Here is a 14380-nt window from a genome sequence, read left to right on the forward strand (position 1 = left end):
GCGCTACCCACCCCCGAGCTGGGCGTTGATCGCGGCGCGGCCGATCTCGGCCGCCACGGTGCCACCGGTGGCCTCCAGGCCGCGGTTGCCGCCGGACTCGACGATGACCGCGACGGCGATCTGCGGGTCGGCGGCCGGCGCGAACGCGGTGTACCAGGCGTGCGGCGGCGTGGCCTTCGGGTCGGTGCCGTGCTCGGCGGTGCCGGTCTTGGACGCGATCTGGATGTTCGCGCGCTTGCCGCCGCCCTTGGTGTTGGCCTCGGAGGCGATCATCATGTCGCGCAGCACGGCCGCGTTCTCCGCGGACAGCGCCGGCGTGCCGGTCAGCTCCTGCGGCGAGAAGGTCTCCAGGTCGGACAGGTCCGGCGCGAGCAGCTTCTTGATCAGCTGCGGCTTCATGGCCATGCCGCCGTTGGCGATCGTGGCGGACAGCATCAGGTCCTGCAGCGGGGTCAGCCGCACGTCGCGCTGGCCGATGCCGCTCTGGTACAGCGCGGCCTGCGAGTCCATCTCACCGAGGCTGGACGGCGCCACGTTCATCGGGATCGACAGCGGCGTGCCGATGCCGAAGTTGACCGCGATCTGGTTCAGCTTGTCGGCGCCCAGCTGGCCGGCGAACGTCGCGAACGGCACGTTGCAGGAGTGCGCCAGTGCTTCCTTGAACGTGGTGCCGGGGCAGGCCGCGCCGCCGTAGTTCTCCAGCGTGACCCGGGTGCCCGGCAGCTGCACGTTCGGCGCGTTGCTCACCGGGGTGTCGGCGGTGGCGCCGTTCTCCAGTTCGGCGGCCGCGACCAGCAGCTTGAACGTCGAGCCCGGCGGGTAGGTCTGCGAGATCGCCCGGTTGAGCATCGGCTCCTTCGGGTCGTCCGTGAACCGCGTCCACGCCTCCTGCTGGGCCGTGCTGTCGTGCGAGGCCAGCGCGTTCGGGTCGTAGGACGGGGTGGAGACCATCGCGAGGATCTCGCCGGTCTTCGGGTTCATCGCGACCGCGGCGCCGGTGTAGCCCTTCGACGTCATCGCGTTGTACAGCGCCGACTGGACGGCCGGGTTGATCGTCAGCTGCACGTTGCCGCCGCGCGGATCCCGTCCGGTGACCATGTCCGACAGGCGGCGCACGAACAGCCGCGGGTCCTCGCCGTTGAGGATGTCGTCCTCGGCGCGCTCCAGGCCGCCGGAGCCGTAGCGCACCGAGTAGTAGCCGGTGACCGGCGCGTACATCGGGCCGTCGGTGTAGCGGCGCTCGAACTTCAGCTTGTCGTTCGTCGCCACCACGTCGGCGAGCACCTGGCCGTCGTACTGCGACACGATGCTGCCGCGCTGCCGGGAGTACTGGTCCAGCAGCACCCGCTGGTTGCGCGAGTCGGTGCGGTAGTCGTCGGCCTTCACCACCTGGATGTAGGTGATGTTGACCAGCAGCAGCACCACCATGGTGATCATGGCGATGCCGACGCGGCGCATGGGCTTGTTCATGCCGTCGGTTCCCCTGTCGGATTGCCCCCGGCCGGCGGCCGCTGCACCATCACCGTGTGCGCCTCGGCCAGCGGAGCCTGCTGCTGCGGCTGCTTGGGCCGGGGTTTCTGGGCGGGCCGCCGCGCCGCGTCCGAGATGCGGAGCAGCAGGGCGACCAGGATGTAGTTGGCGAGCAGCGACGAGCCGCCGTAGGACAGGAACGGCGTCGTGATGCCGGTCATCGGGATCAGCTTGGTGACCCCGCCGACGATCACGAACACCTGCATGACGATCGCGAACGACAGGCCGCAGCCGAGCAGCTTGCCGAAGGTGTCCCGCACCGCCAGCGCGCTGCGCATGCCGCGGGTGGCCAGCAGCAGGTAGATCATCAGGATCGCGGCGAGCCCGACGAACCCGAGCTCCTCGCCGAGGCCGGCGGTGATGAAGTCGGTGTTCGACTCCGGCACGATCTCCGGGCGCCCGGCGCCGAGGCCGGTGCCGCCGACGCCGCCGGTGCCGAGGCCGAACAGGCCCTGCGCGATCTGGTAGCCGCCGCCCGGGTCGGAGTAGGTCGCCAGCGGGTCGATCCAGTTCGCCACGCGCTGCTCGACGTGCGTGAACAGCTGGTAGGCGATCAGGCAGCCGACGATGAAGAAGCTCAGCCCGGTGACCACCCAGATCGCGCGCTCGGTGGCGACGTAGAGCATCACCAGCACGATGCCGAACAGCAGCAGCGAGGTGCCCAGGTCCTTCTCGAACACCAGGACCAGCAGGCAGACACCGGCCGCGATGAGCAGCGGGCCCAGGTCACGCGCGCGCGGCAGCTCGACGCCGAACACCTTGCGGCCCGCGATCATGAACAGGTCGCGTTTGGCCACCAGGAAGGACGCGAAGAAGATCATCAACAGGATCTTCGAGAACTCCGCCGGCTGGATGGAGAAGCCCGGCAGCTTCAGCCACACCTTCGCGCCGTTGACCTCGGACAGCGAGCTGGGCAGCACCGCGGGCAGCGCCAGCGCGACCATGCCGACCAGGCCGGCGGTGTAGCCGTAGCGGGTCAGCGTCCGGTGGTCCTTGACCAGGATCAGCACGGCGAGGAACAGCACCAGCGCGAGCGCGGTGAACAAGACCTGCTTCGGCGCGTCCGCGGTGAAGTCCTTGCTGGCCTGCGTCGCCTTCTCGGCGTTGGCCAGGTCGATCCGGTAGATCATCACCAGGCCGAGGCCGTTGAGCAGCGCGACGCACGGCAGGATCAGCGGATCCGCGTACGCCGCCCACTTGCGCACGGCCGCGTGGGCGACCGAGAACAGCCCCAGGTAGGCCAGCCCGTACCAGACGATCGACCAGGACAGCTCCTGCTCCTGGTTCGCCTGCACGAGCACGAACGCGCACGTCACGATGAACGCGGCGAAACCCAGCATGGCCAGTTCCGTGCCACGCCGGGTCGGCATTTCCCGCGGGGGGTTGGTCGCGTAGATGGAGGCTGCCTGGTCCGACAGCGGTGGCTGGCTCATCAGCCACCGCCACCTGGCACCGTCGTCGTCGCGCAGTCCCTCCCCGCCTGCTGGCTCGTCGATTCGCTCGGCAGCGTCGGCACGCCGGGAATGGTGGTCTGGGTGCAGTCCCGCAGCGTCTTGTAGCGCAGGAAGTTGTCGATGTAGTCGCGCGCGTCGGCCAGGCTGTCCTTCTTCACGCCGTTGCGCACCGCGGCCTGCGCGTCCTGCTGCAGCTGCGGCACGGTCAGCTCGTCGCACACCTGGTCACCGGACGGGCACGAGCCCTCGGCCTGCTGGTGCAGCGGGATGCCGAGGATGCTGCCGGGCACGCCGCGGAAGATCGCGACCTCCGAATTGGCGCCCTCGCCGACGTAGTACTGGCTGAGCACGAAGTAGCGGGTCGCGATCGCGCCCGCGCCCAGCACCACCAGCACCAGCAGGACGCCCACGATCCAGCGCCACTTGCGGCGCTTCTTCGGCTCCTCCGGCGGCGCGATCATCTGCGGCGGCGGAGGCGGCGGCTGGGTCAGCGCGCGTGCCCTGGCCGCGGGGGAGTCGCCCTGGTGGTCGTACTGGTCGCTGCCGTCGCCGGCCGCGCCGCCCACGATCGGGGCGTTTTCGCCGTAGTCGACGTCCACCACGTCCGCGACGATGACCGTCACGTTGTCGGTGCCGCCGCCCTTGAGCGCGAGCTCGATCATCCGGTCGGCGCAGTCCTGCGGGTCCGGGATGCGGATCGCCTCGGCCAGCGTTTCGTCGCTGACCATGCCGGACAGGCCGTCCGAGCACAGCAGGTACCGGTCACCCGCGCGGGCCTCGCGCACGGTCAGGCTCGGCTCCACCTCGTGCCCGGTGAGCGCCTTGAGCAGCAGCGAGCGCTGCGGGTGGGTCGCGGCCTGGTCCGCGGTGATGCGGCCCTGTTCGAGCAGCTCGTTGACGAAGCTGTCGTCGCGCGTGATCTGGGTGAGCTGCCCGTTGCGGAACAGGTAGGCGCGCGAGTCGCCGACGTGCACCATGCCGAGGCGCGAACCGGAGAACAGCATCGCGGTGAGCGTGGTGCCCATCCCGTCGAGGTCCGGGTCGTTCGCCACCAGTTCGCTGATGGCCGCGTTGCCGCCGGCCACCGCGTCTCTCAGCATGGTCAGCAGGTCGTCGCCGGGCTCGTCGTCGTCGAGCGGGGCGAGCGAGGCGATCACGACCTTGCTGGCCACCTCACCCGCGGCATGGCCACCCATGCCGTCGGCGAGTGCGAGCAGGCGGGGGCCCGCGTACACCGAGTCCTGGTTGCTGGACCGCACCAGGCCACGGTCGCTGCGGGCCGCGTAGCGAAGAACGAGTGTCATGGGCGAAGCTCGATCACCGTCTTGCCGATCCGGATGGGGACACCGAGTGGAACTCGGAGGGGTGCAGTGACCTTAGCCCGGTCCAGATAAGTCCCGTTGGTCGATCCCAGATCTTCCACGTACCAGTCCGTGCCGCGCAGCGACAGCCGGGCGTGCCGGGTCGAGGCGTAGTCGTCGTCCAGCACCAGGGTGGAGTCGTCGGCCCGGCCGAGCGTGATCGGCCTGCCGTCGAGGGTGATCCGCGTGCCGGCCAGCGCCCCGTGGGTGACGAGCAGCTGGCGGGGCGTCTTGGCGTTGCCCCGCGGCTTCTTCTGCTCCTTGGCGCGGCGCAACCCGGGCATCGCGACCTTCAGGCCCGACGCCGCGTACAGGTCCGAGCGCACCACCCGAAGGGCAGCCAGCACGAACAGCCAGAGCAGCACGAGAAAGCCCACTCTGGTGAGTTGAACGACCAGCTCCGGCACGTGTCTCCGCCTTCTGTTCTCCCGACCGTGGCACGCGTGCGCCGCGGCGTCCCGCAGGGGTCATTCTGCGGGACACGGGATTTCGGGTGCGAACCCGGTCAGGCGCAGGTTACCGGCGCGCGTGTCAGCCCTGCGTGCGGAACACCAGCGAGGAGTGGCCGACCCGGATCACGTCGCCGTCCGCGAGCTGCCACGTCTGCACCGGCGTGCCGTTGACCGTGGTGCCGTTCGTGGAGCCGATGTCGGCGAGCGTCGCGCTCTGGCCGTCCCAGGTGATCTCCAGGTGGCGGCGGGAGACACCGGTGTCGGGCAGGCGGAAGTCGGCGTCCTGGCCGCGGCCGATGACGTTGCCGCCCTGCTTGAGGGTGTAGTTCCGGTTCGAGCCGTCGTCGAGCTGGAGGACGGCCTGCAGCTGGCGGCCCGCGCCCGGCGCGGCGGGCGGCGGAGCGTAGCCCTGCTGCGCGTACGGGTCCGGAGCGCCCTGCGGCGGGCCGTAGCCACCCGGCGGGGTGCCGTAGCCGGGCTGCTGCCCGTAGCCCTGGTCGTAACCGGGCTGCTGGCCGTAGCCCTGGTCGTAGCCGGGCTGCTGGCCGTAACCCTGGTCGTAGCCGCCCTGCGGCTGGCCGTAGCCCTGGTCGTAGCCGGGCTGCTGCTGCCCGTAACCCTGGTCGTAACCCGGCTGGCCGCCGTAGCCGGCGCCCTGGTCGTACCCGGGCTGCTGGCCATAGCCCTGGTCGTACCCGGGCTGCTGGCCGTAACCCTGGTCGTAACCCGGCTGGCCATAGCCACCCTGGTCATAACCGGGCTGTCCCTGCTGTCCGTAGCCGTACTGGCCCTGCTGGCCGTACGGGTCACCCTGGTCGTATTGGCCTTGGCCGTAGCCGGGGGGCTGGCTCATTGCTGGGTCTCCTGCGTTGCTGGGTCGTGCTGACCGTCCTGCACCCGCGACGTTACGCGCGCTGACGTCGGGGTCGACGGATGAACGGGTCTTGAATTGTCCAGTATGCAGCGCGTCGTTGCGCTCGAGCGAAACTACGACGTCACCATAGGTGTCCCAACCGTGTTCGGCGAGGTGCTCCTTGACGGCTTCCGTGAGCACCCTGGTGACGCGCAACTCATCGCCGGCCATCCGGTCGTAGTCAGTCGGCCCCAGTGACACGATGTAGTGGTTGGGGGCGAGCAGCCTGCCACCGGCCAGCTCACGAACGTTGTCCTCGCCTTCGCGTTCCAGGGCCTGCGCCACTTCTTGCGTGACGACGTTGCCGCCGAACATGCGTGCGAAGGTGTTTCCCACCAGGGATTCCAGGCGTCGATCGAAGCGCTCAACGCGACCCACGGAACCCCTCACCCTCCTTCGCACCATGTGCTTTCGCATCGATCCTATCGGGATCCGCGCCCTTCGACACGACCCCCGGTGAAGGGCCCCGAAACGGCCTGCTAGAGTTCTCTTCGCTGTCGCAGGCAACTCGGGCGAGTGGCGGAATGGCAGACGCGCACGGTTCAGGTCCGTGTGTCCGAAAGGACGTGAGGGTTCAACTCCCTCCTCGCCCACCCGATGACCCGGGCTCTGGATCCCAGAGCCCGGGTTTTTTCGTTCCACGTATCTCACCCGGCCGCGGTGCGGAGCGCTCCCGCGAGGTGGTGAGAGTTCTGATGCACAACGACGGGGACTGTCACATGCGTGACCGCGTCGACGGGACAACCTGAACGTGGCCGCGGCGGGGCGGTTGGACGAGATCGGCGAGGACCTCGACGGTCTCCGGCGCCTCAGGCGTAGCGGCGGCGGTGGCGATGCTCACCAGGATCGGTTCCGGCCCGGCCCCGTGGTGGTCACGGCGTCCAGTCGGCGTTGGCGCCGCAGAGCAGGACGCACGGCACTTCGCCGGGCACGGCGCCGGCCAGCCACGCGGCGAACGGCACCGCGGCCGCCGGTTCGACGGCCAGCCGGAACTCGTCCCACAGCCGGTCCCGCGCCGCGAGGATTTCCGCCTCGCTGACCACCAGCGACCGCACGCCCGGCCCGGACAGCACCTCGAACGGGACCTCTCCGACGCGGGTCGCGCCCAGCGCCGACGCGGCGACCGAGTCCACCTCCGCGTCTACCGGGCGCCCGGCCGCGAGCGCCTGGTGCAGGCAGGAGCACCGCTCCGGCTCGACCGCGACCGTCAGCCGACCGCCGGAGCCGAGCGCCACCCCGGCCGCGAGCCCGCCGCCGCCGACGGCCACCGCGATCGCATCCACCTCGGGCGCGTCGGCGACGATCTCCGCCGCCACCGTGCCCTGGCCGGCGATCACGACCGGGTCGTTGTAGGCCTCGACGTACCGCGCGCCCGGCGCCTGTGCGGCTTCGTGGGCTGCCGCCGCCGCGTCGGCGTACCGCGCGCCCGCCCGCACCAGCCGCGCGCCGGCCGCCTCGATCCGGCGTGCCTTGCCGGCCGGGACGCCGTCCGGCACGAACACGGTCGCGGGCAGGCCGAGGATCGCCGCGGCCGTTGCCACGCCGATGCCGTGGTTGCCGCCGGACGCGGTGACGACCTGCTCCGGCCGCTCCCCGGCGAGCAGGGCGTTCAGCGCGCCACGCAGCTTGAACGAGCCGGTGCGCTGCAGGTGCTCGAGCTTCAGGACGAGCGGGCGACCGTCGACTTCGGCGCGCAGCACCGGGGTGTGGCGGACGTACGGGCGGATGCGCTCCGCGGCGGCGGTGACGTCGGGGACGACCGTGCTTGTCATGAGTCCACTGTGCGCAGGACGGCCGTAAGCCGCCAGCGCTTTCCCGTTGCCCGACATTAGCGATACTTACGGCATGCTCGTCGCCGAACGGCTGCGCGTCCTGGTCGAGGTCGCCCACGCCGGGTCCATCGCCACCGCGGCGCGGAGCATGGGCTTCACCGCCTCCGCGCTGTCCCAGCAGCTGGCCCGGCTCGAACGCGAGGCGGGCTGCGCGCTGCTGGAGCGCCGCGCGACCGGGACGGTGCTCACCGAGGCCGGACGGCTGCTGGTCCGGCACGGGGAGGCGATCGCGGGGGAGCTGCGGGAGGCGGAGCAAACGCTTGCGGCCCTGCGCGACCAGCCGCCCGCCGCGTTGACGGTGGGCACCTTCGCGACTGCGGGGCAGGTGCTGTTGCCGCAGGTCGTGGGGGAGTTCCGGCGCGCGTACCCGTCGACCCGGCTGCGGCTGGTGGACCTGGAGCCGCCGGGGGGCTACGACCTGGTGGTCTCGGGCGAGCTGGACCTGCTGATCACCCACCGCTACCCGGGGCGGCAGCTGCCGCCGTCACGCGGGCTGACGCGGGTGCCGCTGCTCGCCGATCGGCTGCGGCTGGTGCTGCCCGCCCACCACCCGGCCGCGCGCAAGCCCGAGGTGAAGCTGATCGACCTCGCCGACGACGACTGGATCTCGGCCGACCGCCAGTGCCTGGACCTGCTGGCCGCGAAGGACGGGGTGGAGCCGCGGATCGCCTACGAGACCCGGGACTACGCGGCGATCCTCGCGCTGGTCCGGGCCGGGCTGGGCGCGGCTCTGGTGCCGGCGAGCGTGGTGCGCGGCGTCGACGGGATCGTGGTGCGCGACCTGGCCGGGAGCGCGCTGGACCGCGAGGTGTACGCGGTGCACCGCCCCCGGCCGGCCGCGCACGTCGAGGCCGTGGCCGGCCTGCTGGCGCGGGTGGCGTCCCGGCTCAGCTGACGTCGACCAGGTCCACCACGAAGACGAGGGTCTCGCCCGGCTTGATGACGCCGCCCGCGCCGCGGTCACCGTAGGCCAGGTGCGGCGGGATGACCAGACGGCGGCGGCCGCCGACCTTCATGCCCTGCACGCCCTGGTCCCAGCCCGGGATGACGTGCCCGGCGCCGAGCGGGAAGCGCAGCGGCTCACCCCGGTTCCAGGACGCGTCGAACTCCGCGCCGGTCGAGTGCGAGACGCCGACGTAGTGCACGGACACGACGTTGCCCGCGGCGGCTTCGGGACCGTCGCCGACGGTGAGGTCGGTGACCTCCAGCTCGGCCGGGGGCGGCCCGGTCGGCTTGTCGACCTCGGGGCGTTCGAGTGCCATGCGTGTTCCTCCCTGTGTTTGCGGTCGCTGCACGGTACCCAGCGGCTCCGGGGGCCGCACGCCCAGCTCGTGGTCGGCTGTTGTAATGAGCAGCGTGAACCTCGACGACCTCACGCCGCGCAGCCGTGCGGTGGCCGCCGGACGACCGGACGAAGCCGGTGAGCCGCTGAACACCCCGCTGGTTCCGGCGAGCACCTACCTCGCCGGCGCGGGCTTCCGGTACGCGCGGGAGGACGGCACGCCGACCTGGGCCGCGCTCGAAGAAGCCGTGGGAGCGCTCGAAGGCGGGCACGCGACGGCGTTCGCCTCCGGCATCGCGACCGCGGCCGCGGTGCTGGACCTGCTGGACGTCGGCGCCGAGGTCGCCGTGCCGGTCTACAGCTACGCGGGCACCCGCGGGCTGCTCGACCACGCCGCGGCCAAGGGGCGGCTGAAGGTGCGCCGCATCAAGCCGTCCGACCGGGAGGGCTGGCTGGCCGCCGCCCGCGAGGCCGACATCGTGTGGGTCGAGTCGCCGACCAACCCGACCCTCGACCTGATCGACATCGCCGCGCTGACGGGGCAGCGCGCGCGGGTCGTCGTGGACAACACGTTCGCCACGCCGCTGGCCCAGCAGCCGTTGTCGCTGGGCGCGGACATCGTCGTGCACAGCGCGACCAAGCTGATCGGCGGGCACAGCGACCTGCTGCTCGGGCTGACGATCGCCGCGGACGAGGGCGTGGCCGCGGAGCTGCGCGACGCCCGCACCCGCAACGGCGCCACCCCCGGCGCGCTGGAGGCGTGGCTCGCGTTGCGCGGGTTGCGGACGCTTCCGGTCCGGCTGGCCGAACAGTCCCGCACCGCGGCGCTGCTCGCGGAGCGGCTCGGCGCGCACCCGGCGGTGACGAAGGTGCGCTACCCCGGCCAGGGCACGATGATCGCCTTCGACCTCGCCGACGCGGACGCCGCCGACCGCCTGTGCGCGTCGCTGCGGCTGATCCGGCACGCCACCAGCCTCGGCGGGGTGGAGAGCATCGTCGAGCGCCGCGCTATGTGGCCGGGCGACGCGCACGTGCCCGCCGGCCTGGTGCGGTTCAGCGTCGGCCTGGAGGACCCCGAGGACCTCTGGCGGGACCTGGCTCAGGCGCTGACCTGAGCCCGCCGCGTCAGCTGGTCCGGGTCCAGGTGCCAGGCGTGCACGACGCGCGGGTGGATCCGGATCAGCTCGTCGCTGAAGAAGCCGCGGCCGAACTCCGGCGGCTCGACGCCGGTGATCAGTTCGGCGGTGCCGCGGACCTCGACGCCGCGCCCCCAGCCGGGCTTGACGGCGCCCGGCTCGTCCGGGGTGATGTCGTCGACGACGAACGACACCTCGGGGTTGCGTTCGAGGTTGCGCCACTTCTGGCTCTTGCTGAGCGCGGGTCCGCCGATGTCGATGGTGCCGTCGTCGTTGAGCCGGAAGCTCAGCGGCCGGACCTGCGGGCGCCCCTTGGCGTCGACGGTGCCCATGCGGCCGAGCCGCTGGCCGGCCAGGTACGCGCGCTCGCGTTCGGTGAAGATCATGGGATTCACGCTAGAACCTCCAGATAACTGGAGGTCAAGGAAATCCGGATGCCCGCCCGGCGTGATCACGCTAGGGTCGCCGCTGACATGAGCAAGCACATCGCCATGGTCGGGGTCCCGGCCGTCAGCCACGTCCTGCCCAGCCTCGAAGTGATCCGCGAGCTGGTCGCCCGCGGCCACCGCGTGACCTACGCCAACGACCCGGCCGTGGCCCACCTGATCGAGCCGACCGGCGCCGAGCTGGTGCCGTGCACCTCGACGCTGCCGGTAGCCGACAACGACTGGCCCGCCGACCCGATCGCGGCGATGGACCTGTTCCTCGACGACGCGATCCAGGCGCTCCCGCAGTTGCGTGCCGTCTACGACGCGGATCCGGCGGACCTCTACCTCTACGACATCGGCGCGTACGGCGCGCGCGTCCTCGCCGAATCGCAGGGGCGCCCGTTGGTGCAGTTGTCGCCGACGTTCGTGGCCTGGAAGGGTTACGAGGAAGAGGTCGCGGCGCAGTTGTGGGCGCTGCCCGGTGCCGATGCGCACCGGGCGAAGTTCGCCGACTGGCTCGCCTCGTCCGGGGCGACCACTTTGGACAGCGACGCGTTCTCCGGCCGGCCGCCGCGCGCGCTGGCGTTGATCCCCCGCGCGATGCAGCCGAACGCCGACCGGGTGGACGACGGGGTGACCTTCGTCGGGCCGTGCCTCGGCGACCGCGCGGACGCGGGCGGGTGGACGCGACCCGCGGACGCCGGGAAGGTCCTGCTGGTCTCGCTCGGCTCGGCCTACACGCGCCAGGCCGCGTTCTACCGGGAATGCCTCGCCGCGTTCGGGAACCTGCCCGGCTGGCACGTGGTGCTGCAGATCGGCAAGTACGTCGACCCGGCCGAGCTGGGGGAGGTCCCGGCCAACGTCGAGGTCCGGTCCTGGGTGCCGCAGCCGGCGATCCTGGCCCAGGCCGACGCGTTCGTCACGCACGCCGGCATGGGCAGCAGCGCGGAAGGACTGCACGCTGGCGTGCCGATGATCGCGGTACCGCAGGCCGCCGAGCAGTTCATGAACGCCGACCGCCTGGTCGAACTCGGCGTGGCGCGGCGGATCGACACCCCGGACGCGACGGCCGACTTGCTGCGGAGCACCCTGCTGGAACTCGTCGCCGACCCCGAGGTCGCCCGCAGGTCCGCCCGGCTGCGCGAGGAGACCCGCGCCGAGGGCGGCTCCACGCGGGCGGCCGACCTCCTGGAGGAGCTGCTTCGCTAAACCCCCGCGGCGGGGTAGGGGAAGTCCACCGGTGGCTTGGCCTTCGGGTCGACCCACCGGCGCATTCCGGCGTCGCAGATGGCGTAGCCCCAGTTGATCAGCCGCTCCTGCGCCGCGGCCGGGGTGCGCCGCAGCCGGGTGGGTGACTCGGCGAGTGTGCGGGTCCGGCTGAGCGGCGCGGGCAGCGCGTCGTCGACCTCGAAGTTGTCGATGTCGCTGTAGCTGCCCCAGTAGGCGCCCGCGAACGTGCCGTCCACATAGGACTTGATCAGCGACGACGTGCGCAGGGTGCGGACCTGGTTGTCCATGATGTCGAGCGTGCGCAGCAGCTGGCCCGGCCAGTTCCGGGACACCGACCGCAGCTTGTCCATCCGCTTGCCCGCGTCGCTGACGAGCACCGTGTCGCAGTGCCCGATCACCGGGTCCAGGCCGAGGTTGTCGAACACGCCGGCGTCGCTCAGCTCGATGCGCCGGTCCTCGCCCGGGACCGGCGTGGTCAGCACGACCGGCGACAGGAACGGCGGGAACGCCGACGACGCCGCGACCGCGGTCGCGAGCTGGACCGGCGGGTCCTGCTGCCGTTTCCGGTAGAACCACCACTGGTCGCCGTCCTGCAGGTCGGTCGCCGTGAACACGAAGTGCGGGCCGTGCGCGGGCAGGTCCGGCAGCAGGAGGTCGCCGAACAGGTGCTTCCGGTACGCTGCCGCGAGAAACTCCCCGGTGCTGCGGCCGGGCGTCACCAAGCCGCGCAGGATCACCGGCACGTCGAGCGTCCGCCCGGCGAGCGCGCGCACCGGCCGCACGACCTCGTCGGTGAAGTTGGCCGCCACCCCGCCGGTGAACTCCAGCCGCGGCCACGCGACGGCGAGCGCGCCTGCGGTGATCGAGCCGCCGGAGACGCTGGAGATCCGCGTCAGCTCGGGTAGCCAGCCCAGTTCGTTGATGCGCCACAACGCGCCCAGGTGGAACAGCATCGCGCGATAGCCGCCACCGGACAGGCAAAGCCCGACCCCAGTCATACGGACGGGTGTACTACGGGTGTCCCGCCGGGAGCAAGGAGTCACCTCTTGCCAGACGGTTCCGCGGCCACTAACTTACAACCATGTGGTTGTAAGTCAACTCGACGACGCGGAGATCGACCGCATCTTCCACGCACTCGCGGACACCACCCGGCGCGACATCGTCACCAGGGTGCTCCGCCAGGAGGAGTCGATCTCGCAGCTCGCCCGCAGGTACGACATGAGTTTCGCCGCCGTGCAGAAGCACGTGGCGGTGCTCGCGCGGGCGTCGCTGGTCGTCAAACAGCGGAGCGGAAGGGAGCAGCTCGTGCACGGCAATCCCGAGGTCCTGCGCAAGGCGGCCCGCCTGCTCGACGAATACGAACAGATCTGGCGCCACCGCGCCGACGCGATCGGCGACATCCTGTCCGAGGAGGACGAATGACGGTCATCAGCTCGCACAAGGACACCGAGGCCCTCACCCTCACCATCGTCGCGGAGTACGACGCCGCGCCGGAGCGGGTGTGGCGGGTGTGGGAGGACCCGCGCAAGCTCGAGCGGTGGTGGGGCCCGCCGACCTGGCCCGCCACGTTCGAGCAGCACGACTTCAAGGCAGGCGGCCGCTCCAGCTACTTCATGACCGGGCCGGACGGCACGAAGTCCCACGGCTGGTGGGAGATCACCGCGGTCGAGGCCCCGCACCGGCTGGAGTTCGACGACGGTTTCGCCGACGACAAGGGCGAGCGGAACACGGAGATGCCGGTCATCCACTGCGCGGTCACCATCGAGGCGAACGGCAGCGGCACACGGATGACCACCGTGAACTCCTTCGAGAGCCTGGAGCAGCTGGAAAAGCTGATCGAGATGGGCATGGAGGAGGGCATGAAGCTCGCCGAGGGCCAGATCGACGCGCTACTGGCCGAGGACTAGTTCCGGAACTCCCAGAGGATCATCGACGGGACACCGGCGCCGGCGGCCTGCGCGGCCGCCGGCGCCAGTCCGGCCAGCGACCACGGCCACGTCTCCCACGGGCCGGGCTCGGACGCCGGGATCTCCCGCGCCGGCGCCACCGGTTCCTCGCACCGCACCGGTTCCAGCCCGGCGGCGAGCGCGGCCCGCAGGTAGTCGCCGGTGCGGTGGCAGTGCGAAAGGACCCGGCCGGGCGCACCGTCCGCGCGGCGCACTGCCGGGACGTGACCACGCGCCACCTGCTCCGGGTGCACGTCGGCGATCACCACGCGCCCGCCGGGACGCAACACGCGCGCGAACCCCGCGAACACCGGGCCCAGGTCCGGCACGTGCGTCAGCGCGAGCGCGCAGGTCACCAGGTCGACCGGCCCGGATGGCAGCGCGGTGAGACTCCCGACGTGGAATTCGCCGTCCGGCAAGCGTTTCCGGGCCAGTTCGAGCATCCCGGGCGAGGAGTCGACGCCCACCACCCGGTGGCCGCACTCCGCGAGCACCGCCGTCACCCGGCCGGTTCCGCAGGCCGCGTCCAATGCCACCCCCGGGGACAGCCGGCCGGCGACCTCGCGCACGAACGGCTCGTCGAAGTCGAACGCCGGGTTCGGGGAGTCGTAGGTCGGCGCCCACAGGTCGTAGCCCTCGACCGGGTCGACGTGCGCGACCTCCACGCCGTCCGGGGAATCCGCCAGCAGCCGACGGATCTCGGCGAGGCGTTCCGCGACGAACGCGCGGTCGTGCTCGCCGCGGAAGGATCGCAGCAGCGCCAGGCCTTCCAGGCCGAGGACGTAGGCCAGCGGGTGTTCGTACGCCACGCCCGGA

General features: G+C 71.6%; 15 protein-coding genes and 1 tRNA gene. 6 read left to right on the top strand and 10 right to left on the bottom strand.

Going from position 1 to position 14380, the window contains the following annotated elements; genetic code table 11:
- Positions 1-3: 3 nt before the first annotated feature.
- From AMY39116_RS0303205 to AMY39116_RS0303225, 5 genes are all read right to left on the bottom strand, one after another.
- Positions 4-1470, bottom strand: a complete 1467-nt coding sequence (locus tag AMY39116_RS0303205; protein WP_020416270.1) for a penicillin-binding protein 2 — start codon at positions 1468-1470, stop codon at positions 4-6.
- The gene (locus tag AMY39116_RS0303210; RefSeq protein WP_020416271.1) at positions 1467-2963 is read right to left on the bottom strand and encodes an FtsW/RodA/SpoVE family cell cycle protein; all 1497 of its coding nucleotides are present in this window, start codon (positions 2961-2963) and stop codon (positions 1467-1469) included. Before AMY39116_RS0303210 ends, AMY39116_RS0303205 begins: the two co-directional genes overlap by 4 nt.
- Positions 2963-4288: a PP2C family serine/threonine-protein phosphatase gene (locus tag AMY39116_RS0303215; protein WP_020416272.1), complete on the bottom strand. Its 1326-nt coding sequence runs from the start codon at positions 4286-4288 to the stop codon at positions 2963-2965. Before AMY39116_RS0303215 ends, AMY39116_RS0303210 begins: the two co-directional genes overlap by 1 nt.
- Positions 4285-4752: an FHA domain-containing protein gene (locus AMY39116_RS0303220; protein WP_026153666.1), complete on the bottom strand. Its 468-nt coding sequence runs from the start codon at positions 4750-4752 to the stop codon at positions 4285-4287. The genes AMY39116_RS0303215 and AMY39116_RS0303220 overlap by 4 nt, the downstream gene beginning before the upstream one ends.
- 124 nt (positions 4753-4876) lie before the next feature.
- Positions 4877-6088, bottom strand: coding sequence for a DUF3662 and FHA domain-containing protein (locus AMY39116_RS0303225; protein ID WP_027935589.1), 1212 nt, complete (start codon positions 6086-6088; stop codon positions 4877-4879).
- 132 nt (positions 6089-6220) lie between these two features.
- Here AMY39116_RS0303225 and AMY39116_RS0303230 point away from each other — a divergent pair.
- Positions 6221-6303 (top strand) — tRNA-Leu (locus AMY39116_RS0303230).
- A 279-nt stretch (positions 6304-6582) separates the two neighbouring features.
- On the opposite strand, the gene AMY39116_RS0303240 is transcribed toward AMY39116_RS0303230, so the two are convergent.
- The gene (locus AMY39116_RS0303240; protein ID WP_020416276.1) at positions 6583-7482 is read right to left on the bottom strand and encodes a serine/threonine dehydratase; all 900 of its coding nucleotides are present in this window, start codon (positions 7480-7482) and stop codon (positions 6583-6585) included.
- A gap of 73 nt (positions 7483-7555) precedes the next feature.
- On the opposite strand from AMY39116_RS0303240, the gene AMY39116_RS0303245 reads away from it, so the two are divergent.
- Positions 7556-8437: a LysR family transcriptional regulator gene (locus AMY39116_RS0303245; RefSeq protein WP_020416277.1), complete on the top strand. Its 882-nt coding sequence runs from the start codon at positions 7556-7558 to the stop codon at positions 8435-8437.
- On the opposite strand, the gene AMY39116_RS0303250 is transcribed toward AMY39116_RS0303245, so the two are convergent.
- On the bottom strand, positions 8430-8804 hold the full coding sequence (locus AMY39116_RS0303250; RefSeq protein ID WP_020416278.1) for an FKBP-type peptidyl-prolyl cis-trans isomerase: 375 nt from the start codon (positions 8802-8804) through the stop codon (positions 8430-8432). The genes AMY39116_RS0303245 and AMY39116_RS0303250 overlap by 8 nt on opposite strands.
- Before the next feature lie 85 nt (positions 8805-8889).
- Here AMY39116_RS0303250 and AMY39116_RS0303255 point away from each other — a divergent pair, with 85 nt between their 5' ends.
- On the top strand, positions 8890-9939 hold the full coding sequence (locus tag AMY39116_RS0303255; protein ID WP_020416279.1) for a PLP-dependent aspartate aminotransferase family protein: 1050 nt from the start codon (positions 8890-8892) through the stop codon (positions 9937-9939).
- On the opposite strand, the gene AMY39116_RS0303260 is transcribed toward AMY39116_RS0303255, so the two are convergent.
- A complete protein-coding gene (locus tag AMY39116_RS0303260; RefSeq protein ID WP_020416280.1) occupies positions 9924-10346 on the bottom strand; it encodes a PPOX class F420-dependent oxidoreductase in 423 nt (140 codons plus the stop codon). The two genes, AMY39116_RS0303255 and AMY39116_RS0303260, sit on opposite strands and share 16 nt — an antisense overlap.
- 27 nt (positions 10347-10373) lie before the next feature.
- Here AMY39116_RS0303260 and AMY39116_RS0303265 point away from each other — a divergent pair, with 27 nt between their 5' ends.
- Entirely contained in the window at positions 10374-11597 is a 1224-nt protein-coding gene (locus AMY39116_RS0303265; RefSeq protein ID WP_369794293.1) for a macrolide family glycosyltransferase, read from the top strand.
- On the opposite strand, the gene AMY39116_RS0303270 is transcribed toward AMY39116_RS0303265, so the two are convergent.
- Positions 11594-12616 (bottom strand): patatin-like phospholipase family protein, encoded by a 1023-nt coding sequence (locus AMY39116_RS0303270; protein WP_027935591.1) that lies wholly within the window; start codon positions 12614-12616, stop codon positions 11594-11596. The genes AMY39116_RS0303265 and AMY39116_RS0303270 overlap by 4 nt on opposite strands.
- A gap of 85 nt (positions 12617-12701) precedes the next feature.
- On the opposite strand from AMY39116_RS0303270, the gene AMY39116_RS0303275 reads away from it, so the two are divergent.
- Both AMY39116_RS0303275 and AMY39116_RS0303280 read left to right on the top strand, forming a co-directional pair.
- Complete coding sequence (locus AMY39116_RS0303275; protein WP_020416283.1) at positions 12702-13040, top strand: helix-turn-helix domain-containing protein; 339 nt, start codon at positions 12702-12704, stop codon at positions 13038-13040.
- Entirely contained in the window at positions 13037-13525 is a 489-nt protein-coding gene (locus tag AMY39116_RS0303280) for an SRPBCC domain-containing protein (protein ID WP_020416284.1), read from the top strand. Before AMY39116_RS0303275 ends, AMY39116_RS0303280 begins: the two co-directional genes overlap by 4 nt.
- Here AMY39116_RS0303280 and AMY39116_RS0303285 read toward each other — a convergent pair.
- A complete protein-coding gene (locus tag AMY39116_RS0303285; RefSeq protein ID WP_020416285.1) occupies positions 13522-14373 on the bottom strand; it encodes a class I SAM-dependent methyltransferase in 852 nt (283 codons plus the stop codon). The two genes, AMY39116_RS0303280 and AMY39116_RS0303285, sit on opposite strands and share 4 nt — an antisense overlap.
- Positions 14374-14380: the final 7 nt, after the last annotated feature.

It is taken from the genome of Amycolatopsis sp. ATCC 39116, from assembly GCF_000231075.2.
Taxonomy (GTDB): Bacteria; Actinomycetota; Actinomycetes; order Mycobacteriales; family Pseudonocardiaceae; genus Amycolatopsis_E; species Amycolatopsis_E tucumanensis.

Bases quoted from the DNA above. Each gene is read 5' to 3' on its own strand.
- AMY39116_RS0303250 (WP_020416278.1), bottom strand. From the start codon at position 8,804: ATGGCACTCGAACGCCCCGAGGTCGACAAGCCGACCGGGCCGCCCCCG.
- AMY39116_RS0303240 (WP_020416276.1), bottom strand. From the start codon at position 7,482: ATGACAAGCACGGTCGTCCCCGACGTCACCGCCGCCGCGGAGCGCATC.
- AMY39116_RS0303260 (WP_020416280.1), bottom strand. From the start codon at position 10,346: ATGATCTTCACCGAACGCGAGCGCGCGTACCTGGCCGGCCAGCGGCTC.
- AMY39116_RS0303280 (WP_020416284.1), top strand. From the start codon at position 13,037: ATGACGGTCATCAGCTCGCACAAGGACACCGAGGCCCTCACCCTCACC.
- AMY39116_RS0303255 (WP_020416279.1), top strand. From the start codon at position 8,890: ATGAGCAGCGTGAACCTCGACGACCTCACGCCGCGCAGCCGTGCGGTG.
- AMY39116_RS0303270 (WP_027935591.1), bottom strand. From the start codon at position 12,616: ATGACTGGGGTCGGGCTTTGCCTGTCCGGTGGCGGCTATCGCGCGATG.
- AMY39116_RS0303205 (WP_020416270.1), bottom strand. From the start codon at position 1,470: ATGAACAAGCCCATGCGCCGCGTCGGCATCGCCATGATCACCATGGTG.
- AMY39116_RS0303210 (WP_020416271.1), bottom strand. From the start codon at position 2,963: ATGAGCCAGCCACCGCTGTCGGACCAGGCAGCCTCCATCTACGCGACC.
- AMY39116_RS0303215 (WP_020416272.1), bottom strand. From the start codon at position 4,288: ATGACACTCGTTCTTCGCTACGCGGCCCGCAGCGACCGTGGCCTGGTG.
- AMY39116_RS0303245 (WP_020416277.1), top strand. From the start codon at position 7,556: ATGCTCGTCGCCGAACGGCTGCGCGTCCTGGTCGAGGTCGCCCACGCC.